Annotated in this window: 21 protein-coding genes; 14 read left to right on the top strand and 7 right to left on the bottom strand. The window is 69.7% G+C overall.

The window, feature by feature from the left end:
• The first annotated feature begins 4 nt into the window (after positions 1–4).
• The gene (locus tag FXO23_RS04165) at positions 5–1,279 is read left to right on the top strand and encodes an MFS transporter (protein ID WP_158880955.1); all 1,275 of its coding nucleotides are present in this window, start codon (positions 5–7) and stop codon (positions 1,277–1,279) included.
• Here the strand turns inward: FXO23_RS04165 and FXO23_RS04160 are convergent.
• Entirely contained in the window at positions 1,276–2,520 is a 1,245-nt protein-coding gene (locus tag FXO23_RS04160) for a D-alanyl-D-alanine carboxypeptidase family protein (RefSeq protein ID WP_158880953.1), read from the bottom strand. The two genes, FXO23_RS04165 and FXO23_RS04160, sit on opposite strands and share 4 nt — an antisense overlap.
• 42 nt (positions 2,521–2,562) lie before the next feature.
• Between FXO23_RS04160 and FXO23_RS04155 the strand changes: the two genes are divergently transcribed.
• The 3 genes from FXO23_RS04155 (at position 2,563) to FXO23_RS04145 (ending at position 3,466) form a co-directional block, all read left to right on the top strand.
• A complete protein-coding gene (locus tag FXO23_RS04155) occupies positions 2,563–2,811 on the top strand; it encodes an SCO4848 family membrane protein (protein ID WP_158880951.1) in 249 nt (82 codons plus the stop codon).
• 92 nt (positions 2,812–2,903) lie between these two features.
• Positions 2,904–3,203 (top strand): type II toxin-antitoxin system Phd/YefM family antitoxin, encoded by a 300-nt coding sequence (locus tag FXO23_RS04150; RefSeq protein ID WP_158880949.1) that lies wholly within the window; start codon positions 2,904–2,906, stop codon positions 3,201–3,203.
• Positions 3,200–3,466, top strand: coding sequence for a type II toxin-antitoxin system RelE family toxin (locus tag FXO23_RS04145; protein WP_158880947.1), 267 nt, complete (start codon positions 3,200–3,202; stop codon positions 3,464–3,466). Before FXO23_RS04150 ends, FXO23_RS04145 begins: the two co-directional genes overlap by 4 nt.
• Before the next feature lie 48 nt (positions 3,467–3,514).
• Here FXO23_RS04145 and pdxR read toward each other — a convergent pair whose 3' ends face one another.
• Positions 3,515–4,915 carry a MocR-like pyridoxine biosynthesis transcription factor PdxR gene (gene pdxR, locus FXO23_RS04140; protein ID WP_158881572.1) on the bottom strand — a complete coding sequence of 467 codons (1,401 nt, stop codon included), beginning with the start codon at positions 4,913–4,915 and terminating at the stop codon, positions 3,515–3,517.
• 67 nt (positions 4,916–4,982) lie between these two features.
• Here pdxR and FXO23_RS04135 point away from each other — a divergent pair, with 67 nt between their 5' ends.
• Together FXO23_RS04135 and FXO23_RS04130 are read left to right on the top strand one after the other, a co-directional pair.
• Complete coding sequence (locus tag FXO23_RS04135) at positions 4,983–5,936, top strand: DMT family transporter (RefSeq protein WP_218951894.1); 954 nt, start codon at positions 4,983–4,985, stop codon at positions 5,934–5,936.
• Positions 5,937–5,939: 3 nt separating this feature from the next.
• Complete coding sequence (locus tag FXO23_RS04130; RefSeq protein WP_158880945.1) at positions 5,940–6,632, top strand: B3/B4 domain-containing protein; 693 nt, start codon at positions 5,940–5,942, stop codon at positions 6,630–6,632.
• Positions 6,633–6,908: 276 nt separating this feature from the next.
• On the opposite strand, the gene FXO23_RS04125 is transcribed toward FXO23_RS04130, so the two are convergent.
• From FXO23_RS04125 to sdhC, 4 genes are all read right to left on the bottom strand, one after another.
• Positions 6,909–7,688, bottom strand: coding sequence for a succinate dehydrogenase iron-sulfur subunit (locus tag FXO23_RS04125; RefSeq protein ID WP_158880943.1), 780 nt, complete (start codon positions 7,686–7,688; stop codon positions 6,909–6,911).
• A gap of 169 nt (positions 7,689–7,857) precedes the next feature.
• Complete coding sequence (gene sdhA / locus FXO23_RS04120) at positions 7,858–9,645, bottom strand: succinate dehydrogenase flavoprotein subunit (protein ID WP_158880941.1); 1,788 nt, start codon at positions 9,643–9,645, stop codon at positions 7,858–7,860.
• A 26-nt stretch (positions 9,646–9,671) separates the two neighbouring features.
• The gene (locus FXO23_RS04115) at positions 9,672–10,091 is read right to left on the bottom strand and encodes a succinate dehydrogenase hydrophobic membrane anchor subunit (RefSeq protein ID WP_158880939.1); all 420 of its coding nucleotides are present in this window, start codon (positions 10,089–10,091) and stop codon (positions 9,672–9,674) included.
• A 9-nt stretch (positions 10,092–10,100) separates the two neighbouring features.
• Positions 10,101–10,541, bottom strand: a complete 441-nt coding sequence (gene sdhC, locus FXO23_RS04110) for a succinate dehydrogenase, cytochrome b556 subunit (RefSeq protein WP_158880937.1) — start codon at positions 10,539–10,541, stop codon at positions 10,101–10,103.
• Positions 10,542–11,319: 778 nt separating this feature from the next.
• On the opposite strand from sdhC, the gene FXO23_RS04105 reads away from it, so the two are divergent.
• The 7 genes from FXO23_RS04105 to FXO23_RS04075 all read left to right on the top strand — a co-directional run bounded on the left by FXO23_RS04105 (position 11,320) and on the right by FXO23_RS04075 (position 19,828).
• Positions 11,320–12,105 carry a hypothetical protein gene (locus FXO23_RS04105; protein ID WP_158880935.1) on the top strand — a complete coding sequence of 262 codons (786 nt, stop codon included), beginning with the start codon at positions 11,320–11,322 and terminating at the stop codon, positions 12,103–12,105.
• 95 nt (positions 12,106–12,200) lie between these two features.
• Positions 12,201–14,084, top strand: coding sequence for a glycoside hydrolase family 97 protein (locus FXO23_RS04100; protein ID WP_158880933.1), 1,884 nt, complete (start codon positions 12,201–12,203; stop codon positions 14,082–14,084).
• Positions 14,085–14,332: 248 nt separating this feature from the next.
• A complete protein-coding gene (locus tag FXO23_RS04095) occupies positions 14,333–15,439 on the top strand; it encodes a BMP family lipoprotein (RefSeq protein ID WP_158881567.1) in 1,107 nt (368 codons plus the stop codon).
• A gap of 72 nt (positions 15,440–15,511) precedes the next feature.
• A complete protein-coding gene (locus tag FXO23_RS04090; protein WP_158880931.1) occupies positions 15,512–17,068 on the top strand; it encodes an ABC transporter ATP-binding protein in 1,557 nt (518 codons plus the stop codon).
• Positions 17,065–18,168, top strand: coding sequence for an ABC transporter permease (locus tag FXO23_RS04085; protein WP_158880929.1), 1,104 nt, complete (start codon positions 17,065–17,067; stop codon positions 18,166–18,168). Before FXO23_RS04090 ends, FXO23_RS04085 begins: the two co-directional genes overlap by 4 nt.
• An 11-nt stretch (positions 18,169–18,179) precedes the next feature.
• The gene (locus tag FXO23_RS04080; RefSeq protein WP_158881565.1) at positions 18,180–19,439 is read left to right on the top strand and encodes an ABC transporter permease; all 1,260 of its coding nucleotides are present in this window, start codon (positions 18,180–18,182) and stop codon (positions 19,437–19,439) included.
• Positions 19,439–19,828, top strand: coding sequence for a cytidine deaminase (locus FXO23_RS04075; protein ID WP_158880927.1), 390 nt, complete (start codon positions 19,439–19,441; stop codon positions 19,826–19,828). Before FXO23_RS04080 ends, FXO23_RS04075 begins: the two co-directional genes overlap by 1 nt.
• Here the strand turns inward: FXO23_RS04075 and FXO23_RS04070 are convergent.
• A complete protein-coding gene (locus tag FXO23_RS04070) occupies positions 19,825–20,943 on the bottom strand; it encodes an acyl-CoA dehydrogenase family protein (RefSeq protein ID WP_179956677.1) in 1,119 nt (372 codons plus the stop codon). The genes FXO23_RS04075 and FXO23_RS04070 overlap by 4 nt on opposite strands.
• Positions 20,944–20,960: 17 nt before the next feature.
• On the opposite strand from FXO23_RS04070, the gene FXO23_RS04065 reads away from it, so the two are divergent.
• Entirely contained in the window at positions 20,961–22,253 is a 1,293-nt protein-coding gene (locus tag FXO23_RS04065; RefSeq protein WP_425484836.1) for a thymidine phosphorylase, read from the top strand.
• Positions 22,254–22,331: the final 78 nt, after the last annotated feature.

Raw genomic sequence — 22,331 nt, 5'->3', positions numbered from 1 at the left:
TGGGGTGACGGTGAGCTCGACGATCGCGCGGCAGAAGTCTGCGAAGGTCCGTTTTCCACGTGAAGTCTGGGTGCTCGTCGCGGCCAGCTTCCTGATCGCGATCGGGTACGGGCTGGTCGCGCCCGCGTTGCCGGTCTTCGCGACCAGCTTCGACGTGGGCGTCACCGCGGCGTCCGTGGTGATCAGCGCGTTCGCGTTCATGCGGCTGGCGTTCGCGCCGGTGAGCGGGCGGCTGGTGACCGCGTTCGGCGAACGGCCGATCTACCTGTGGGGACTGCTCGTGGTCGCCGCCAGCAACCTGACCTGCGCGTTCGCCACCCAGTACTGGCAACTGGTGGTGTTCCGCGCGCTCGGCGGGATCGGTTCGACCATGTTCACCGTGTCCGCGGTCGGCCTGCTGATCCGGATCTCACCGCCGGAGCTGCGCGGCCGGGTCTCCGGCCTGTGGGGAACCGGTTTCCTGCTCGGCAGCATCGCCGGCCCGATCGCCGGGAGCGGGCTGGTCGCCTTCTCCCTGCGCGCGCCGTTCCTCGTCTACGGCGCGGTCCTGCTGGTGGTCACCTGGGTGGTCTGGGCGCAGCTGCGGCGATCGGAGCTGGCCGGGCGGGCGGATCCGGCCGGCACGCCCGCGGTCACCTTCCACCAGGCGCTGCGGCATTCGGCCTACCGGGCGGCGCTGGTCTCGAGCTTCGCCAACGGCTGGGTCGTGCTCGGCGTCCGCATGTCGTTGATCCCGTTGTTCGTCACCGCCGTGCTCGCCTCCGACGCGCGGCTGACCGGGGTCGCCATGGCGGTGTTCGCGGCGGGCAACGCGGCCGTGCTGTTCGTCTCCGGGCGGCTCGCCGACACCTGGGGGCGGCGGCCGGTCGCGCTGTGCGGCCTCGCGGTGCTCGCGCTCGGCACCGTGCTGCTCGGGCAGACCTCCGAACCGTGGCTGTTCCTGGTGTTCTCGCTGCTGGCCGGGGTCGGCGGCGGGGCCGCGAACCCGCCGCAGAACGCGGCCGTGGCCGATGTCCTGGGCAGCAAGGCCCGCGGCGGAACCGTGCTCGCCGGGTTCCAGATGGCCGCCGACGTGGGCGCGGTCCTGGGCCCGCTGGTGGCCGGGTTCGTCGCGGAGCACGCGTCCTTCGGGCTCGCGTTCGGCGTCGCGGGCGGGATCGCGGCCGTGGCGTTCCTGTGCTGGGTGGTGGCGAGCGAGACCCTCCCGGCGCGCACCGCCGAGGAACACGCCGCCCGCGACGCCGCGACCTGCGACTGCGCCGTCGAACCGACCCGCTAGGCCTCCTCGGCCGCGGCCTTCTTCCGGCGGTTGCCGAAGATGAACCCGCCGATCACGATCAGGGTGACGACCAGGGTGACGATCCAGCCGGTGACCCCGAACGGGTCCTCGGCGCCCTTGACCGACCCCGTGCTCCCGCCGTTGACGGCCGAGCCGGGACCGCCGTCCTGGCCCTCGCCCAGGCTGACGAGCTGCCCGACCGGCTTCGGATTCGACTTGCTGAGCGCGAAACCGTAGTCCAGGAGCTGGGCCGCCTGGTCGGACACCCGCGTCGGGTGCTGCTCGGCCCGCAGCAGCACGACCGCCAGCCGCTTGCCGTTCTGCGCCGCGCCGCCGACGTAGGTGTGCCGGGCATCGTCGGTGAACCCGGTCTTCCCGCCGAGAAAACCGGGATAGGAGCTGAGCAGCTTGTTGTCGTTGTAGATCGGGAAGGGCGGTTTGTCCCCGGCGCCCGGGAACTCGAACTGCCGGGTGCCGACGGCCTTGGCGAACTCGGGCTGCTTCATCGCGTGGTTGAAGATCAGGCTCAGGTCGTAGGCCGAGGTGGACATGCCGGGACCGTCCAACCCGGACGGGGTCGCCGCCCTGGTGTCGGTCGCGCCGATCGACGCGGCCAGCGCGTTCATCTTCCGCACCGCGGCCGGCACGCCGCCGAGCGCGGTGGCGAGCGCGTGGGCGGCGTCGTTCCCGGAATGCATCAAAAGGCCGTGCAGCAGCTGGTCGACCGTGTACCGCCCGTCCGTGCGCAGGCCGACGCAGGTGCACTCCTGGCTGACGTCCTCCGCGGTCGGCGTGATGACCTGGTCCGGGCGCAGTTCCTTGACCACGGCCAGCGCGAGCAACGTCTTGATCAGCGACGCCGGGCGCTGCCGGGAATGCGCGTCCCTGGCCGCGAGCACCGCACCGGTGTCCAGGTCCTGGAGCACCCAGGAGACCGCGGTGGTCTGCGGTGGCGCCGGGGCGCCCTCGGGCAGGACCACCGCGCAGTCGCCCATGCGCTCGCCGCCGACCGGTTGTTCCGGGACCGGCAGCGGCCCCGGGGACTGCTGGCCCGGAGCCGGTTTCTCCGAGGTGTCCACCGGGGGCGGCGGGGTGTGCTTGTTCGAACACGCCGGCGGGGGCGGCGGCACGTTCGGCGTCGGCGGCTTCGGCGCCGCGAGGGCCGGGCCGGTCAGGGTGACCAAACCGGACAACACGGCAAGAAGCAGAACCGGGAGCGATCGGCGAATAGCGCTGTGCACCCAAGCAGGCTAGCTGTCTCTCGCCCGCGCGATAATCAGGGCATGCGAATGTCTAGGCGCACCTCACTCTTTCTGACGGCCTTCGGCGTGTGGTCCTGGATCATCTGGATCACATTCGCGAAGAACCTGTGGGAAAGCGACCGGGCGTGGGCGCCGGACGGATCGCCCACCGCCTATTTCGTCGTGCACGCGGTGCTGACCGTGGTGTCGTTCGCCTTGGGCACGATCATCGGCGTGATCGGCTGGCGGGCGTTGCGCGCGACCCGCCGGCGGGACACCGAGCAGCGCTGACCTCCCTTCGACGAAGGCCGGGACCACTCGGGGTCCCGGCCTTTTCGCTACCCACCCTTGCCCCCATCTTGTACAACATGTACATTCTGTACATGGACCGCACCAACCTGGACGTGACCTGGCCGAGGGGGGAGATCGAAGTGACTGTGTCGAATGCGCGGAGCACGTTGCCGGAGCTGATCGATCAGGTCCGCGACGGGAGCACCGTCTACCTGAGCAGGTACGGCAAGCGGGTGGCCGCGCTCGTTCCGGTGGACGCCGCGGCGTACCTGGAGAAGGTGGAGGACGAGTACTGGAGCAAGCGGGCGGATGAAGTCATGTCGTCCGATCCGCAGTTCGTCCCGCTGGACGAGGCGATCGCCGACTGGGAGGCGCAGGACGCCGAACGATGAATCCGGTGCGGTATCGCGTGCTGCTGGAGAAACGCGCCCAGAAGCATGTGGCCAAACTGGACAAACCGATACGGCGACGTATTCAGGCTGCGCTAATCAGCCTGGCGGACAATCCACGTCCGCCAGGTGCGAAGGCGCTGACCGGACGAGCCGGTGTGCTTCGGCTCAGGGTTGGCGACTTTGGGGTGATCTATACCGTGCGCGACAACGTGGTGCTGGTTGTCGTCATCGATATCGATCACCGAAGCGAAGCTTATCGGTGATGCGAATGCTTCTCGATGCTTGAAAACTGAAGGCTTTTTCGTTCGCGATTAACGGTCCTGACGGGACCCGGTAATGATCTGCCCCAGCAGCCGGATCGCGTGGTCGATGCGTTCCGGAGGGTGGGCGCCGTAGCCGATCACCAGCCCCGGGCTTCCCGGAGTCGCGCGGTGCAACGACAGCGGGTGGATCTTGATGCCGCGCTCGGCGGCCCGCCGCGCGATGTCCTCGTCGTCGAATCGCTCCGGCAGGCCGATCAGGATGTGGAGCCCCGCCGCGATGCCCTCGACCGTGCAGTCCGGCAGGTACCGCGCGACCGCCCGCGCGGCCGCGTCCCGGCGTTGCCGGTGCCGGGTTCGCATGGTGCGCAGGTGTTTCTCCAGCGTCCCGGTGCGGATCAGGTGGGCCAGTGCGAGCTGGGGCAGGACGGGCGACCCCAGATCGGTGGCCCACTTCTTGGTCACGACGGCGTCGTGCAGATCGGGCGGCGCGACCAGCCAGCCGAGCCGGAGCGCCGGCGCGAGGGTCTTGGAAAGGCTGGCGGTGTAGGCGATCGAATGCGGCGCGAGACCGTGCAGGGCGCGGATGGGTGCGCGGTCGTACCGGTACTCGGCGTCGTAGTCGTCCTCGATGATCAGGCCCCCGTTCGCGGCCCAGGCGACGAGTTCCCGGCGTCGCTCGGGCGAGAGTGCGACCCCGGTCGGGAACTGGTGAGCGGGGGTTGTCATCACCGCCGTGGGGTCGATCCTCGCGAGTTCGGACACGACAAGGCCGTGCTCGTCGACGGGAACCGGGACAACGCGATCGATCCAGTACCCGAGCAGGCGGCGATTGCCTTCCGCGCCCGGATCCTCGACGGCGAGGGTCGGCGTGCCGCGGTCGCTGCTGCGGTCGCGCAGCACCTGTGCGAGCAGGCTGAGCGCCTGGGTCACGCCGGAGGTGACCACGATCTGCTTCGGATCGACGGACACCCCGCGGCTGCGCCCCAGCCATTTCGCCAGCTGGTAGCGCAGCTCCGGCGCTCCTTGGGAATCGGCGTAGCCCAGTTCCTTGTCGGTGGAACGGGACAGCACCTCGCGTTCCGCGCGCAGCCACGCGGTGCGGGGGAACGCGGTGAGGTCGGGAAGGCCGGTCGACAGGTCCACCACGTGCGGGTGCTCGTCGTCTTCCCGAGCCGGTGGCTCGGCGACGGCCACCGAAGCGGCCACGACGGTTCCGCCGCCGCGATTGGGCACGATGAGGCCTTCCTCGGTGAGCCGCTGGAACGCCTCGGTCACGGTGCCCCGGGCGATGCCCAGGTCCTGGCTCAGCGCGCGGGTCGCGGGCAATCGCATTCCCGAGGAGAGGTGACCGTCGGCGATCGCCTTCCTGATGGCGTCGGTCAGCCACGAGGCGCGATGCCCGCGGGGCACCGTGGTCGCGTCGAGCTGGAGGAAGTCGGTGCCGTTCACTTGGCCCAATCAATCACCTTGATCTTGGCCCTGTCAACAGCGCCAAGCCTGGGGCAGGTTGGGGCTGGTGAAGACTGCGAACAAGGTCGGCGCCGGGGTGGTCCGTGGCGCGGTACCCGGGGCGCTGGCGATGTTCCTGGTCGGCAGCAGCGTCGCCGTGAACTCGCTCCTGCGGGACGTCCCGCTCTTCGCGGGGCAAGCGGGACGTTATGCCCTCGCGGCGGCGGTGCTTTGCGGATTCGCCAAGCTGTGCGGTCAGCGGCTCGTGGTCCCGCGCGGCGCGGAGTGGCTCTGGGTGCTCCTCGGGGCCCTGTCCGGACTCGTGCTGTTCAACGTGGCCCTGCTGGCCGGGACGGCGCACGCGGATCCGGCGGTGCTCGGTGCGGCCGTCGCCTGCGTGCCCATCCTGCTCGCCATCGTCGGCCCGGTGCTGAAACGGCAGCCCCCGCGCCGCCGGGTCGTCCTCGCCGCGGTGGTGGTCAGTGCGGGCGCGGTCATAGTCAACGGGGGCGGGCGTTCGGACGTGGTCGGGATTCTGCTCGCGGTGTCGATGCTGGTCGGCGAGGCGGGATTCACGCTCCTGGGCACGCCCGCGTTGCCGAGGATGGGTGCGTGGAGCTACTCGCTGGCGACGGCGGTGGTCGCGACCGTCGCGTTCGGACTGCTGGCGTTGGTCACCGAGGGCGGGCGGCTGGGCGAGTTGGCCACGGCCGAACACCTGGCGGCGGTGGCGTATCTGGGTGTGGTGGCCACGGCGGTGGCCTTCGTGCTCTGGTTCACCAGCGTCGAGCGGATCGGCGCGGGGGTGGCGGGGTTGATGAGTGGCATCGCCGCCCCGGCGGCGGCGCTCCTCGGCGCCGCCTTGGGCAGGCCGATGCCGGGCCTGGGTGCGTGGATCGGCATGGTGATCATCGGGCTCGGGCTGGCCGTGGGATTCGTCGACCGGCCCGGACGGCGGCGGGTCGAACCGGACCCGCGAGACGAGAACGAATCGGACAGTACGGTTCTGATAGCGAGGTAGTTGATGCACTTTCGGCATTCGGCGGAGATCTGGCGGGACTTCCCGGAGCTTGTTCCCGCCGTGCTCTACGCGGAGGGAATCCACCGGGACGTTTCCGTCGAGCCCCAGGTCGCCAGGTTCAACACCATCGCGGAATCCCGGCTCGCGAGCACCACGGAAAGCGAGTTGCCGGAGATCCGGGCCTGGCGGGGGACGTTTTCGAGAATGGGTCTCAAGCCCACCCAATACCGGTGCGCTTCGGAATCGCTCCTCCGGCGGTTCCGGAAGGAACGGGCCCTGCCCCGGATCCATCCCCTGGTCGACCTCTGCAACGCGATTTCGCTCGCCTTCGCGATCCCGGTGGCCGCGATCGACGTTTCCGAGGTCGCGGAGTACCTCGAGGTCCGGTACGCGGAGGGAGGCGAAACCTACGTGACGTTCTCCGGCGCGACCGAGAATCCCGACAAGAACGAGGTGATCTTCGCGGACCAAGCCGGGCAGGCGCACGCCCGGCGGTGGACGAACCGGCAGAGCGGCCTCTCCGCGGTCCGGGACACCACGGCCACCGTCCTGATCGTCGCGGAAGGGATGCACGAGACGGCGCCCGAGGACGTCGGGAAACTCACCGCCACCCTCGCGGACGAACTCGGCGCGGCCTGGTCGACAACCCCGAAAACCGCCCTGCTGAGCGAATCCACACCCCGATTCGAATTCTGAGTCGTGAGTGTTCGGACCGGTTCTAACCGGCCTTAACACTCACGACCCCCAGCACGCGGCAGCGGCCCCGCACGCCGCACCGCGACGGCCAATACGTGCGCAGGATGTCCGATACGCCCGGGGCCAGGTTCACTCCGGACAGGCGACTCCGGGTCTTCCTTCCGCAACGGCACCCGCCCACCAGCACACGGCAGCAGGTTTGAAAACGACGGAACCCCGGGGCGCGTGCTCCGCAGCGGGAGCACGCGCCCCGGGGTTCCGGGTGGCGTTGGTTCGTCAGACGCGCTTGAACAGCAGGGCGCGCTTCACTTCCTGGATCGCCTTGGTGACCTGGATGCCACGCGGGCAGGCGTCGGTGCAGTTGAACGTGGTGCGGCAGCGCCACACGCCCTCGGCGTCGTTGAGGATGTCCAGCCGTTCCTCGGAACCCTCGTCGCGCGAGTCGAAGATGAACCGGTGCGCGTTGACGATCGCCGCCGGGCCGAAGTAGGAGCCGTCGTTCCAGTACACCGGGCAGGACGAAGTGCAGCAGGCGCACAGGATGCACTTGGTGGTGTCGTCGAAGCGCTCCCGGTCGGCGACCGACTGGATCCGTTCGCGGGTGGGCTCGTTGCCGTACGCGATCAGGTACGGCTTGACCGCGCGGAACGCCTCGAAGAAGGGCTCCATGTCGACATAGAGATCCTTCATCGTGGTCAGGCCCTTGATCGGCGCGATGGTCACCGTGGACTGCTTGCCGTCCTTGGCCAGCAGGTCCTTCACCAGGACCTTGCAGGCGAGCCGGTTGATCCCGTTGATCTGCATGGCATCCGAACCGCAGATCCCGTGGGCGCAGGATCGCCGGAACGACAGGGTGCCGTCCACGTAGTTCTTGATGTTCATCAGCAGGTTCAGGACCCGGTCGGTGGGCAGCGCCGGGACGTCGTAGGACTCCCAGTGCGGCTCCGAGTCGATCTCCGGGTTGAAGCGCTGGATCTTCACCGTGATGGTGACGGATCCCTCCGGCGCCGGGATCTCCGAAGTGTCGTGGCCTTGGGTGGTGGTCGCGGCAGTCATTTGGTGAACCCAATCGAGAAGTCCGTGTGCGGCGTGAGGTGAGTGGAAGACGCGCCCTGGCCGAAGGCCTCGCGAACGTGGCTGCGGGTCGCCGATCGGCGGAGGCTGAGCGTGCGTCGTGAAGGAGCGGCCCGTAGACGCGTTCGTCGATCGCGCGTTTCCAGAGACATCAGTACTTGCGCTCCATCGGCTCGTACCGGGTGAAGGTCACCGGCTTGTAGTCCAACCGGATGTCGGCGAGGAAACCGGTCAGGCCGAGCGGCGCGTCCGGGTCCTCCTTCTCCGGCAGTTGCTTGTACGACATCGAGTGCCGCATGAAGTTGGTGTCGTCGCGGTTCGGGTAGTCCTCCCGGGCGTGGCCGCCGCGGGATTCCTTGCGGGCCAGGGCGGCGGTCACCAGGGCCTCGGCGAGGTCGAGCAGGAAGCCCAGCTCGATCGCCTCCAGCAGGTCGGTGTTGTACCGCAGTCCCTTGTCCTGCACCGAAATCCGGCCGTAACGCTCCTTCAGCGCCTGCACGTCGGTCAGCGCCTGCTTGAGGGTGTCCTCGGTGCGGTAGACGGCGGCGTTGGTGTCCATCGTCTGCTGCAGTTCGGTGCGGATGTCGGCGACCCGCTCGCCGCCGTGGGCGGTGCGCAGGTGGTCGACCATGCCCTCGACCAGTTTCGCCGGGTTGTCGGGCAGTTCGACGAACTCGTGCCCGCCCGCGTATTCGGCGGCCGCGATGCCGGCGCGGCGGCCGAACACGTTGATGTCCAGCAGCGAGTTGGTGCCGAGCCGGTTCGCGCCGTGCACCGAGACGCAGGCGACCTCACCGGCGGCGTACAGGCCGGGGATCACGTTCTCGTTGTCCCGCAAGGCTTCGCCGTGGACGTTGGTCGGGATGCCGCCCATCGCGTAGTGCGCGGTGGGGTACACCGGCACCGGTTCGTGCACCGGGTCCACGCCGAGGTAGGTGCGCGCGAATTCGGTGATGTCCGGCAGCTTGGTCTCCAGGACCTCCGCGCCGAGGTGGGTGCAGTCGAGGTAGACGTAATCCTTGTGCGGCCCGGCGCCGCGGCCTTCCAGCACCTCGAGCACCATCGAGCGGGCGACGATGTCGCGGGGCGCGAGGTCCTTGATGGTGGGCGCGTAGCGTTCCATGAACCGTTCGCCGTCGGCGTTGCGCAGGATCGCGCCTTCGCCGCGGGCGCCTTCGGTGAGCAGGATGCCGAGCCCGGCCAGGCCGGTCGGGTGGAACTGGTAGAACTCGATGTCCTCCAGCGGCAGGCCCTTGCGGTAGTAGATGCCCATGCCGTCGCCGGTCAGCGTGTGCGCGTTCGACGTCGTCTTGAACACCTTGCCGAAGCCGCCGGTCGCGAACACGATCGACTTGGCCTGGAAGACGTGGATCTCACCGGTGGCCAGTTCGTATGCGATCGCGCCGGAGGCCACCGGGCCGTCCGGGGTGTCGGTCAGCGCGATGTCGAGGACGTAGAACTCGTTGAAGAACTCGATGCCGTGCTTGACGCAGTTCTGGTAGAGCGTCTGCAGGATCATGTGCCCGGTGCGGTCGGCCGCGTAGCAGGCCCGGCGCACCGCGGCCTTGCCGTGGTCCCGGGTGTGCCCGCCGAACCGCCGCTGGTCGATCTTGCCTTCCGGGGTGCGGTTGAACGGCAGCCCCATCTTCTCCAGGTCGAGCACCGCGTCGATGGCTTCCTTCGCCATGATCTCGGCCGCGTCCTGGTCGGTCAGGTAGTCGCCACCCTTGACGGTGTCGAAGGTGTGCCACTCCCAGTTGTCCTCTTCGACATTGGCGAGCGCGGCGCACATGCCGCCCTGGGCGGCGCCGGTGTGCGAACGGGTCGGGTAGAGCTTGGTGAGCACCGCGGTCCGGGTGCGCTGGCCGGCCTCGATGGCCGCGCGCATTCCGGCGCCCCCGGCTCCGACGATCACCACGTCGTACTTGTGGAACTGCATGGGAAAACTCCGCGTGTGGTGGTGGTTCAGTCAGCCGGCATGTTCGGGTCGAAGGTGAAGATCACCATGGTGCCGACGGCGAGGATCAGCGCCATCGACACGTAGAGCACGATCTTCAGCCAGAACCGCGTGGTGTCCTTGCGGGCGTAGTCGTCGATGATCGTGCGCAGCCCGTTGCCGCCGTGCAACTGCGCGAGCCACAGCATCGCCAGGTCCCAGAACTGCCAGAACGGCGAGGCCCAGCGGCCGGCGACGAAGCCCCAGTTGATGCGGTGCACGCCGCCGTCGAGGACGTTCATGATGAGCAGGTGGCCGAGCACCAGCACGATGAGCGCCAGGCCCGAGATCCGCATGAACAGCCAGCTGTAGAGCTCGAAGTTGCTGCGGCGCGCGGCGGGGCGGCGGGGCGAGCGCGGTTTGTCCAGCGTGAGTGTTTCGGTGGTCATCTCTGCAGGTCACCCGCCAAACATTTCGGACGCGGTGCGCCAGAGCATCGCGATAGCACCGGGAATCATCACCACGAGCCAGATGCCGACGATCGTCCACAGCATCGGCCGCTGGTACTTGGGGCCCTTGGACCAGAAGTCGACCAGCATGACCCGGATGCCGTTGAGCGCGTGGTAGAGCACCGCGCCGACCAGGCCGACCTCCATGAGGTTCACGATCGGCGTCTTGTAGGTCTCGATGACCTCGTTGTAGGTCTCCGGTGAGACCCGCACGAGCGCGGTGTCGAGCACGTGCACGAACAGGAAGAAGAACGTGAGCACGCCGGTGATCCGGTGCAGGACCCAGGACCACATACCGGGGTCGCCCCGGTAGAACGTCCCGGCCCGGCGTGAGGCACCCGCCCGATTGCTCGCGCCCGCCTCCTCGGCGGTGCTAGCCGTGGTGGACATCGGTGAACGGCCTCCAACGTCATGGCTGGACTGTGCCCGGGTGACCAGTAATTCCGGTGCCGATCGCTGAGCGTCCACTTGGGACATCTGGCGGCGACTCTGCCGAGATCAAGGTCATCGAGCGTGGATGAAAAGGATGCTAGACCTGACCGCCACGCACGGCTCAACCTCGGTGTGGTCTCTGTGATGGACGAGACATGCGCCCATGCTTCCGGGTGACTTCGTCCGGGGAGGTGCCGGACGCCGGGTGTTCACCCTACTCGCCCGCAAGGCCAGTTCATCGGATCTCTGGGCGGGGCGCGCGGCGCGCAGTTGGCGAACGGCTCGGCAAGGAATTCGTCGGCTGTCGGCCATTTGGCTGTTGAGTGTTGATTGTCGTTGACGAGTTGTGAGGTACATCATATCTTGTGTGCGGCGTAGACATCCGATCTATAGCGGCGCGGCCCTGGGAGTGGCAGATGCACGAGACCGGTGGTTTCCCCCGACGGAGTTGTCCGCCGGTGCGATGCGCCGCGCGCTGCGCGCAGTGGCACACGCCACTGAACCGGTCGAGCCCGCAGGTCAGGAGGGCGTCCGGCTCGCGAACCGGATGGCGACCGACGCGGACTGGGCGGGCTTTCTGGCCGGGCGGGACCTCGTCTGCCCGTGGCCACCGCGAGCTTGGTACGCGGAATTGCGGGCACCACCTGCGCCGACCGGGGCGGCCCGACCTGCGTGCCTTCGTCCACGGAATCCGTCCCCGCCTGTTCGTCGCCGCCCTGGAGAAAGGAGAGCAGTGATGGACGACCGCAGCAGCCTCACCCGGCGGCGGGCCCTGGCGCTCGGGGCGGGCGCGGCCGGTGCGCTGGCCGTGGGCACACCAGCACCGGCGACCGCGGCGTCCTGGGTGCTCAAGTGGAATCCGAATCCGGCGACCGACGGGCTGAACGCCTTCGAAGGGCTGGAAGACGACCGCGCGCGTTCGCATCCCGGCGTCAAGCACATCTACGTCGAGGGCGACCACTGGCGCTTCGACATGCACACGCGGGATCGGGACACCTCGACCGATCGGCAGCGCAACGAGGCCAAGGGCATGCGCGGCGACGGCACCCCGCTCAAGATCGGCAAGGACCAGACCTGGCGGATCGGCTACCAGGCGTTCTGGGCCAGTGCGCTCACCGCGACCACCAGGTTCACGCACATCATGCAGATGAAGGTCCAGGACGTCGGTGGTCCACTGTGGACGTTGACGCCGCGGCAGAAGGACAAGCCGAAGCTGACCGTGCTGACCCTGCGCGACGACGACGCCACTATCGAACACGTGCTCGCCGACTGGGTGCCGCTGCAGAACAAGTGGATCGACGTGGCATGGGAGTTCAAGGCGTCCAACAGCGGCGGCTACCTGCGCTGGGTGCTGCGGGACGGCGGAACGACCATTGTGGACGGCCGGACCACGGCCGTGGACCTGTGGCGGGACAAGAACTACCTCCGCCCGAAGTGGGGGATCTACCGCAGCGTGGAGAGTTCCGGGCTGCGGGACTGCTACCAGCTCATCCGCGGATACCAGGCCCACCAGCTCGTCTGAGACCGGACCACGAACTGTCATGAGGGGTCCCCTCCTGACAAATTTTGTCCGGAGGGGACCCCTCATGAAGGACCCCGAGCCCGAAGGGATGATCCATGCGGAGAAGTGCGAGGGCGGGCGCCGCGGTGGTGCTCGTGGCGGCCGTGCTGGGTGGGACCGGGGCGGCCGCCGGGCAGGCGAATCCGGCGGCGAGGTGGACGCTCACCGCGCCCGGCGCGGCGGCGCGAGCGGGTGGCGCACCGGTGGCGCGGGTGGAACTCGACGGCGGCAGGCTCACCCTTTCCGTGCGGCGGGGCGGGACGACCGTGCTCGAGCCGTCCGCGCTCGGGGTGGAGACCGGGCACGGGGACTTCACCGCCGGGCTCAGGTTCGCCGGGATCTCGCAGCGACCGGTGCATGACGAATACACCACCAAGGTCGGCAAGCGGCTGCACCACGTGCTCGACGCCGCCGAGACGACCCTGCACCTGCGCGGGCCCGGCGGCCGCCCGATGGACGTGGTGTTCCGGGTCGCCGCCGACGGGGTGGGGTACCGGTACGTCTTCCCCACGCCGAACTGGGTGACCGTGGTCGGCGAGGCGTCCGAGTTCGCGGTGCCCCGGGCCGCCGACTCGTACCTGCTGCCCTACGACAACGGCCGCGGCGACTACGAGAGCGTGCACGTGCACAAGCCGGTGGGGGAGCAGGCCCCGGCCGAGTACGGCTACCCCGCGCTGTTCCGCGTCGGCGACTCCTGGCTGTCCATTATGGAATCCGATGTGGACGGACGGTACGGCGGTTCGCGGCTGACGCTCGACGGCAAGAGCCGGTTCAAGCTCACCCTGCCCGATCCGGCCGAGGTCGCCCGGGGGCCGCTGGCCACCCCGTGGCGCACGCTCGTCGTCGGCGACCTGGCGACGGTCACCGAAAGCGACCTGGTGACCGATCTGGCGAGCCCGTCGAAGTTCGCGGACACCTCGTGGATCAAACCCGGCGCCGCCGCCTGGTCGTGGTGGGCCGAGGGCACCGGCGACCTCGCGCTGCAGAAGAAATACGTGGACTACGCGAGCAAGCAGGGCTGGGCGTACAACCTGGTCGACTCCGGCTGGAACGCCGACTGGATACCGGAGCTGGTCCGGTACTCCCGCGAGCGCGGGGTCGGCACCTGGCTCTGGGTGCGCTGGCAGACCATCGACACCGACAGCGAGCGGGAGCGGCTGTTCGCCCAGTACCGCGACTGGGGCGCGGTCGGCCTGAAGATCGACTTCGTGGAATCCGACGGGCAGGACCGGATGCGCTGGTACGACGCGGTGCTGGCGGCCGCGGCGAAGTACCACCTGATGCTCAACTTCCACGGCGCGCCGATCCCGCGCGGCATCGAGCGCACCTGGCCGCAGGTGATGAGCGTGGAGGCGGTGAAGGGCGCGGAGGGCACCAAACCGAAACCGGGCCGGACGCCGTTCCCGATCGAGCACTACCTGACCCTGCCGTTCACCCGGAACCTCACCGGTTCGATGGACTTCACCCCGGTCACCTTCAGCGGGGTGCGGCCGAACAGCGACGCCGCCGAGCTGGCGTTGTCGGTGGTCTACGAATCGGGTGTGCAGCATTTCGCGGACAGCCCGGCGAGTTACGCGAAGTACCCGCTCGCCGAACGCCTGCTGCGCGCGGTCCCGACCGCCTGGGACGAGACGGAACTGGTCGCCGGGGAGCCCGGCAAGCTCGCCGTGCTCGCGCGCCGGTCCGGGACCGAGTGGTACCTGGGCGCGATCACCGCGGGCGATCCGGGACGCGTCACCGCGCCGCTGGGTTTCCTGCCCGCCGGGGACTGGCTCGCCGAGGTCTACGGCGACGGGGCGGACGGAAAGCTCGCGCTCACCACTCAACGGGTGAATTCCACGACCGGGCTCACCGTTCCGACCGCCCGGAACGGTGGCTTCACCGTCCGTTTCTGCCCGGCCGGTGGAGCGGACAAAGTGACCTGTTCCGGCGCGAATTGAGCACACTTTGTCAGCGAGATTTCGCACATAGTTACCTAGCGTAGGCAAGCGATCGCGGGTAAGCACTCTGGGCAAACATTTAGGTTACGTGCGGTGCCTTCGGTATGGCGGTTCGATGGCGGACGGGTACGGTTCGCCAGTCGAGTCCGGCACTGGGGCCGGGCCGACTCTCGGGTCGTCCGCTCAAGCAGCGGGGAGGGAGAGACACGTTGCATCGCACGCGTGGAACCGCGCTGGCGGCGGTGGCGATGGCCGGTGCGCTCGCGCTGGCCGGCTGCGCCAAGGACTCCGGCAACAGCGGGAGCAGCAACAACAACGCTTCGGGGAACCAGACCTGCGCGACCGCGCCCAAGCCCGCGGCGGCGACGGCCTCGAGCAGCCAGAGCCAGGCGGGCGAGAAGGTGGACGCCAGCAAGCTGCGCGTCGGCTTCGCCTACGACGTCGGCGGCCGCGGGGACGCGTCGTTCAACGACGCGGCGGCCGCGGGCGCGGACAAGGCCAAGCAGGACATGGGCGTGCAGGCGGTCCAGGAGAGCACCGCGACCGCGAGCGAATCCGAGGACGCCAAGCAGCAGCGGCTGAACCAGCTGGCCACCGAGGGCTTCAACCCGATCATCGCGGTCGGCTTCGCCTACGCCAAATCGGTCGAGGCGGTCGCGCCGAAGTTCCCGAACACCAAGTTCGCGATCATCGACGACGACTCGGTGAAGGCGCCGAACGTCACCCCGCTGGTCTTCGCCGAGGAGCAGGGCTCCTTCCTCGCCGGGGTCGCCGCGGTCTACAAGAGCAAGACCTGCCACATCGGCTTCGTCGGCGGCGTGAACACCCCGCTGATCCAGAAGTTCGAGGCGGGCTTCCTGCAGGGCGCGAAGGCGGCGTCGAACAAGGTCCAGATCGAGGACGAGTACCTCACCCCGGCCGGGGACATCTCCGGTTTCAACGACCCGGGCAAGGGCAACGTCAAGGCCAACGCCGAGATCGCCAAGGGCGCGGACGTCATCTACCACGCGGCCGGCGCCTCCGGTAAGGGCGTGTTCGAGGCGGCGAAGTCCTCGGGCAAGGCGCTGGCCATCGGCGTCGACTCCGACCAGTACCACCAGAAGACCGTCGAGAACGCCAAGGACGTGATCATGACCTCCATGATCAAGCGCGTCGACGTGGCGGTGTACGACTACATCAAGGCGGTCGCGAAGGGCGATCTGAGCCAGCTGCCCAAGCGGTTCGATCTGAAGGTCGACGGGGTCGGCTACTCCACCTCCGGCGGCAAGGTCGACGACATCAAGGACGTCCTCGAGGGCTACAAGCAGCAGATCGTCAACGGCGCCATCACGGTGTCGGACAAGCCGCAGAAATAGAACCGATGCACTCGGGGCTCGGGAGGGCGATCCCTTCCCGAGCCCCGAAGTTCTTGGGGTGGTCTTCGCGAAATGAGCAATCCTGAACCGGTCGTCGAGCTGACCGGGATCACCAAGCGTTTTCCCGGTGTGGTGGCGAATTCCGACGTCAACCTGACCGTGTACGCCGGCGAGGTGCACGCGATCTGCGGGGAGAACGGCGCCGGCAAGTCCACGTTGATGAAGATCCTGTACGGGATGCAGCAACCCGATGAGGGCGAGATCGTCGTCAACGGGAAGCGGGTCCACTTCCGCGGGCCGCAGGAGGCGATCCGGGCCGGGATCGGCATGGTGCACCAGCACTTCATGCTCGCCGACAACCTCACGGTCGCGGAGAACGTGCTGCTCGGCGCGGAGAACCTGCACGGCATCGGCCGCGGGGCCAAAGCCCGCCTGGCGGAGCTGGCCGAGCAGACCGGGCTGCGGGCGCGCCCGGACACGCTGATGGAGCACCTCGGCGTGGCCGACCGGCAGCGCGTGGAGATCATCAAGGTGCTCTACCGCGGCGCGAAGATCGTGATCCTGGACGAGCCGACCGCGGTGCTCGTGCCGCAGGAGGTCGACGCGCTCTTCGAAACCGTGCGGGCCATGCGGGGGCAGGGGTTCACCTTCATCTTCATCTCGCACAAGCTGGACGAGGTGCGCGCGATCGCGGACACGGTGACCGTGATCCGCCGCGGCACCACGGTCGGCGCCGCGGACCCGAGGAAGATCAGCTCGCGCGAGCTGGCCGAGATGATGGTCGGCAGCGAACTGCCCAGCCCCCAGACCCGCGAGTCCACGGTGACCACCCGGGACGTGCTGCGGGTGACCGAACTCCGGCTGGACGCCGAGGGCTCCGGCCGCGCGGTGCTCGACCGCATCTCGTTCACCGTGCACGCGGGCGAGGTGCTCGGCATCGCCGGGGTCGAGGGCAACGGGCAGACCGAACTGGTCGAGACCATCATGGGCATGCGCCGGGCCGGGGGCGGCAAGGTCGAGCTGGTCGGCGCCGACGGGAACGCGCGCGATCTGACCAGGGCCGGAACGCTCGCGCGGCGCGAGGCGGGGATCGGTTACATCCCCGAAGACCGCACCCGGCACGGCCTGCTGCTCACGCAACCGTTGTGGGCCAACCGGATCCTCGGCTACCAGACGCGGCGCCCGGTCGCGAACGGGCAACTGCTCGACATCGCCGGCGCCCGCGCGGACACCGAGCGGATCGTCGCCGACTACGACGTCCGCACGCCCGGCATCGACGTTCCGGCGGCCGCGCTGTCCGGCGGCAACCAGCAGAAGCTGATCGTCGGGCGGGAGCTGTCCGGCGATCCGGTGCTGCTCATCGCCTCGCATCCGACCCGCGGCGTGGACGTCGGCGCGCAGGCGCTGATCTGGGAGCAGATCCGGCAGGCCCGGCACGAGGGCCTCGCGGTGCTGCTGATCTCCGCCGATCTGGACGAGCTGATCGGGCTGTCCGACACGATCCGGGTCATGCTGCGCGGCCGCCTGGTCAGCGAGGCCGATCCGGCCACGGTCACCCCGCAGGAACTCGGCTCGGCGATGACCGGTGCGTCCACTTCGGACAAGTCCACTGAGGAGGGTCAGCGATGAGTTCCTGGCGCTCCAAGCTGCTGCCGCCACTGCTGGCGATCATCTTCGCGGTGCTGATCTCGTCGATCGCGCTGCTGATCTCCGGTTCGGACCCGCTGCGGGCGTTCGGCACGATGATCGGCCAGCTGTTCAAGAGCACCACCGCGGTCGACACGGTCAACCTGGCTTCGGTGTACTACCTGGCCGGGCTCGCGGTGGCCATCGGCTTCCAGATGAACCTGTTCAACATCGGCGTCGAGGGGCAGTACCGCTTCGCCGCGATCGTCGCCGCGATCGCCGGTGGCGCGCTGCACCTGCCGCCGGTCCTGCACACCCTGGTGATCATCCTGATCGCCGCGCTCGCGGGCGCCGCCTACGCGGCCGTCCCCGCGGTCCTCAAGGTGACGCGCGGGGTCAGCGAGGTCATCTCCACGATCATGCTGAACTCGATCGTCGGCGGGATCATCGCGTTCCTGGTGAACCCGGACCAGTTCGGCGTGCAGACCGGCAACAACGTCAGCACCGAGCCGATCGACAAATCCGGCACCGTGCCGGGCATCCCGCTCGGCGCGGGCGAGCTGTTCGGCTTCGTGATCATCGCGGCGCTCATCGGGCTGGCCTACTGGTTCATGCTCAACCGCACCCGGTTCGGCTTCGAGCTCAAGGCGAGCGGCGAGTCGACCACCGCGGCGGCGGCCGGTGGCGTGAACGCCAAGCGGATGACGCTGATCGCGATGCTGCTCTCCGGCGCGGTCGCCGGGATGGTCGCCATGCCCGAACTGCTCGGCCGCGACCACGTCTACGGCATCACCTCGACCCAGATGTACGGCTTCACCGGGATCGCCGTCGCCCTGCTCGGCCGCAACCACCCGGCCGGGATCGGGCTGGGCGCGCTGCTGTGGGCGTTCCTGGACAAATCCGCGGTGTCGCTGGAACAGATCCAGGTGCCGAAGGAGATCGCCACGATCATGCAGGGCACGATCGTGCTCTCGGTCGTGGTGGCCTACGAGATCGTCAAGCGGGCCGAACTGGCGTCCGAACAGCGCCGCGTCGGCCGCGCGCTGGCGCTGAACGGGCGGCGCGGCAAACCGGCCGACGTGAGCGAAGGGGGTGCGGTGTGAGCAACGTGGTGATGGACAACCCGTCCTCCTCGCCGCTCACGGTGACCCCGCCGCCGAAGCGGCGGCTGCCCGGCTGGGCGAAGGGCGTCATCTGGGCCGTCGTGGCGATCGCGGTGCTGTCCACCGCGTCCTACCTGACCGGCGTCAACACGCTCACCTCGACCAACACCGCGCAGACCGCGCTGCGGCTCGCGCTGCCGATCCTGCTGGCCGCCCTGGGCGGGCTCTGGGCCGAACGGTCCGGCGTGATCAACATCGGGCTCGAAGGCATGATGATCCTCGGGACCTGGGGCGCGGCCTGGGGTGCCTACTACGGCGGTGTCTGGGCGGGCCTGGCGGCCGCGATCGTGTGCGGCGCGCTCGGCGGCCTGCTGCACGCGATCGCCACGGTGACCTTCAACGTCAACCACATCGTGTCCGGTGTCGCGATCAACCTGCTCGGGCTCGGCGTCGCGAAGTTCCTGGCGAGCCTGGTCTTCCAGCCGCTGTCCGGGAACCCGAAGCAGTCGCCGCCGGTGCCGAAGTTCGACACCTACTCGGCGACCTTCCTGTCCGACTGGCTCGGCGATCTGGAGCGGCAGCAACGGGTCGGCCTGTCCGACGCGGCCGGGATCATCCGCGGGCTGATCACCGAGGTCTCGCCGCTGGCGATGATCGCGCTGCTGCTGGTCCCGGTGAGCTACCTGGTGCTCTGGCGGACCCGGTTCGGCCTGCGGCTGCGGTCGTGCGGCGAGAACCCGGTCGCGGCCGAATCCCTGGGCGTCCACGTGTACCTGCACAAGTACGTGGCGATGCTGGTCTCCGGCGGGTTCGCCGGGATGGGCGGGGCCGCGCTGGTGCTGCTGCCCGGCGGCGCGGACTACCTGGAGAACCAGACGAACGGCCGCGGGTACATCGGCCTCGCCGCGATGATCTTCGGCAACTGGCGGCCCGGCGGGCTGCTCGGCGGCGCCGCGCTGTTCGGGTACGCCGACGGTCTCCAGCTCTCCGGCGGCGGCACGGCGGTGCTCGCGCTGCTGTACGGCGCGGTGCTGCTGCTCGGCGTGATCGTGGTGGTGCAGCTCATCCGGCGGCAGTGGTTCGCCGCCGCGCTGGCCGTGGTCGGCGCCGGGATCCTGTACTACCTCTACTGGGCCAACGACGATCTGCCCAGCGATCTGATCCCGTACACCGCGCATTTCGTCACGATCATCGTGCTCGCCGTGGCGTCGCAACGGCTGCGGCCGCCGCGCGCGATCGGCGCCCGGTACCGGCGGGGTGAGGGCGGCTAGTGGAACCCGACTGGGAAGCACTGCGCGCGGCGGCCGTGCGTGCCGCGCGCAGCGCCTACGCGCCGTACTCCGGGCTGCACGTCGGGGTGGCCGGGCTCGTCGACGACGGGCGGATCGTGGTGGGCTGCAACGTGGAGAACGCGTCCTACGGGCTCGGGCTGTGCGCCGAATGCACCATGGCGGGACAGCTCCGGCTGACCGGCGGCGGTCGCCTGACCGCGGTCGCCTGCCGCGGCGGCACCGGCGAACTGCTGATGCCGTGCGGGCGCTGCCGCCAGATCCTGTTCGAACTCGGCGGGCCGTCGTGCCTGGTGGACACGCCGCGCGGGGTGCTGCCGATGCACGACGTCCTCCCGGACGCGTTCGGCCCGGCGGACCTGCCGGCCTAGGGCCCGGACAGCAGGCGGTTGCCGATCGCGCCCTGGCACACCTCGGCGGAGAACGCCATCAGCGCACCGGCCTGCGCGTCGCGGAAATGCCGCTGCAGCGGCGAGGTGCGCAGGTAGCCGGAGCCGCCGCCGACCTTCAGCGCGAGTTCGGCGACCTGCTTCGCGACCTCGTTGGCGTGCAGTTTGGCTTCCACCGCGGCGTTCAGCGCGCCCGCGTCCCGCCGGTCGGCGAGCCACATCGCGCGCTGCGCGAGCAGGCGCGCCGACAGCGCCCGGACGTGCGCCTGCGCGACCCCGAACTCCACCCACTGCAGTTCGGCGATCGCCTGGCCGGTGGTCGGAATCGTGCGGGAACGGGCGTGCGCCACGGTGGCGTCCAGGGCGGCCTCGGCCACGCCGACGGACAACCAGGGCAGGCCGAGCGCGATGATGTTCGGATCGGTCCGGCCGATCCCGGTGCAGCGGTTCTCCGCGCGCAGCAGGGCGCCGTCGAGTTCGACGAGCTGGCTGCGGGTCGCCCGCATGCCCATCGCGTCCCAGATCGGCACCAGCCGCACGCTGTCGTCGCGGGGCACGCCGAAGAACGCCGGTTCGCCGCCGACCTGGGCGTTGACCAGGAAGTGATCGGCGATCTCGCAGCCGGACACGAACCGCTTGGCCCCGTCCAGCCGGTGGCCGCCGCCGGCCGGGACGGCCTCCTGCAGCGGGAACAGGAAGAGGTTGCCGCCGGAGGGTTCGGACAGCGCGTTGGCGAACCGGCGGCCCGCGGCCAGTTCCGCCGCGTAGAACGCCGCCGCGGCCGGATTTCCGTACCGCACCAGGGTTGCCGCCGCGCCCAGGTGCATCATCCAGACGCACGCGGTGGACGGGCAGGCCTTGGCGACGACGCCGAGGATCTCGCCGAGCGCCAGGTAGGACAGGTCGGCGCCGCCGTGCGCCGCCGGCAGGACCGCCAGATCGAGCCCGGCCGCGTGCAGCGCCCGCAGGTTCTCGATCGGCAGGGTCGCCCGCTCGTCGTGTTCGGCGGCGCGGGCGGCGAACTCCGGGGCGAGCCGTTCGGCGGCTTCGACCCAGTGCCGCTCGGCTTCGGGGATCGGGAATCCGGCCGTCTCCATGCACATAGGCTACGGCGATGAGCATGGAGCCCTTCGCCGCCGTCGACGTCATCCGCGCCAAACGGGACGGGCGGCGGCTGGATGACGAGCAGATCGCCTGGGTCGTCGACGCCTACACCCGGGGCGTGGTCGCCGAGGAGCAGATGTCCGCGCTGGCCATGGCGATCTTCCTGCGCGGGATGGACGCCGCCGAGATCGCGCGCTGGACCGGCGCGATGATCGACTCCGGGGAGCGGCTGGCGCTGGCGGTTTCCCGGCCCACCGTGGACAAGCACTCCACCGGCGGGGTCGGCGACAAGATCACGCTGCCGCTGGCGCCGCTGGTCGCCGCGTGCGGGGCGGCCGTGCCGCAGCTGTCCGGCCGCGGGCTCGGGCACACCGGGGGGACGCTGGACAAGCTGGAGTCCATTCCCGGCTGGCGCGCCGAGCTGTCCACCGACGAGATCGTGCGGCAGCTCGACGAGGTGGGCGCGGTCGTCTGCGCGGCCACCGAGGGGCTGGCGCCCGCCGACCGCAAGCTGTACGCGCTGCGGGACGTGACGGCCACCGTCGAGTCCATCCCGCTGATCGCCAGCTCGATCATGAGCAAGAAGATCGCCGAGGGTTCCTCGGGGCTGGTGCTGGACGTGAAGGCGGGTTCCGGGGCGTTCATGAAGACGCCGGAACTCGCGCGCGAGCTGGCGCGCACGCTGGTCGAGATCGGGACCGCGCACGGCGTGGCGACCACGGCGCTGCTGACCGAGATGAGCGTGCCGCTGGGCGCCGCGGTGGGCAACGCGGTCGAGGTCGCCGAGGCGGTCGAGGTGCTGCGCGGTGGTGGCCCGGCGGACGTGGTCGAGCTGACCCTGGCGCTGGCGCGGGAAATGCTGGCCCTCGCCGGGCTGTCCGAGGTGGATCCGGCGGAGGTCCTGGCGTCCGGCCGGGCGTACGAGACGTGGTGCCGGATGATCCGCGCGCAGGGCGGCGACCCGGAGGCCGCGTTGCCGGCACCGGAGCACGTGCACGTGGTGGAGGCGGAACGGGGCGGGGTTCTGTCCACTCTGGACGCCTACGCGGTGGGCGTGGCGGCGTGGCGGCTCGGGGCCGGTCGCGCGCGGCGCTCGGATCCGGTGCAGTACGCGGCCGGGATCCGGTGCCTGGCCAAACCGGGGGAGCGGGTCGCCGCCGGGCAGCCGCTGCTCGAACTGCACACCGACACCCCGGACGCGGTGCCCGGGGCCCTGGCCGCGCTCGACGGCGGGGTGCTGGTCACCGACTCCGCCCCGGAGGCCACCCGCCCGATCGTCCTGGACACCGTCCGGGGGTCGTGAGTGGCCAGGCCGGTTCTAACCGGCCGGGTAACTGTTCAGGTGGGTGCTGGGTTTGGTGGTAGCCAGGGGTTTCCGGTG

It is taken from the genome of Amycolatopsis anabasis (genome assembly GCF_009765355.1).
In the GTDB taxonomy this organism is placed as follows: domain Bacteria; phylum Actinomycetota; class Actinomycetes; order Mycobacteriales; family Pseudonocardiaceae; genus Amycolatopsis; species Amycolatopsis anabasis.
Note: the sequence above shows the minus strand (reverse complement) of the source record. Positions and strands in the feature narration are given on the sequence as shown.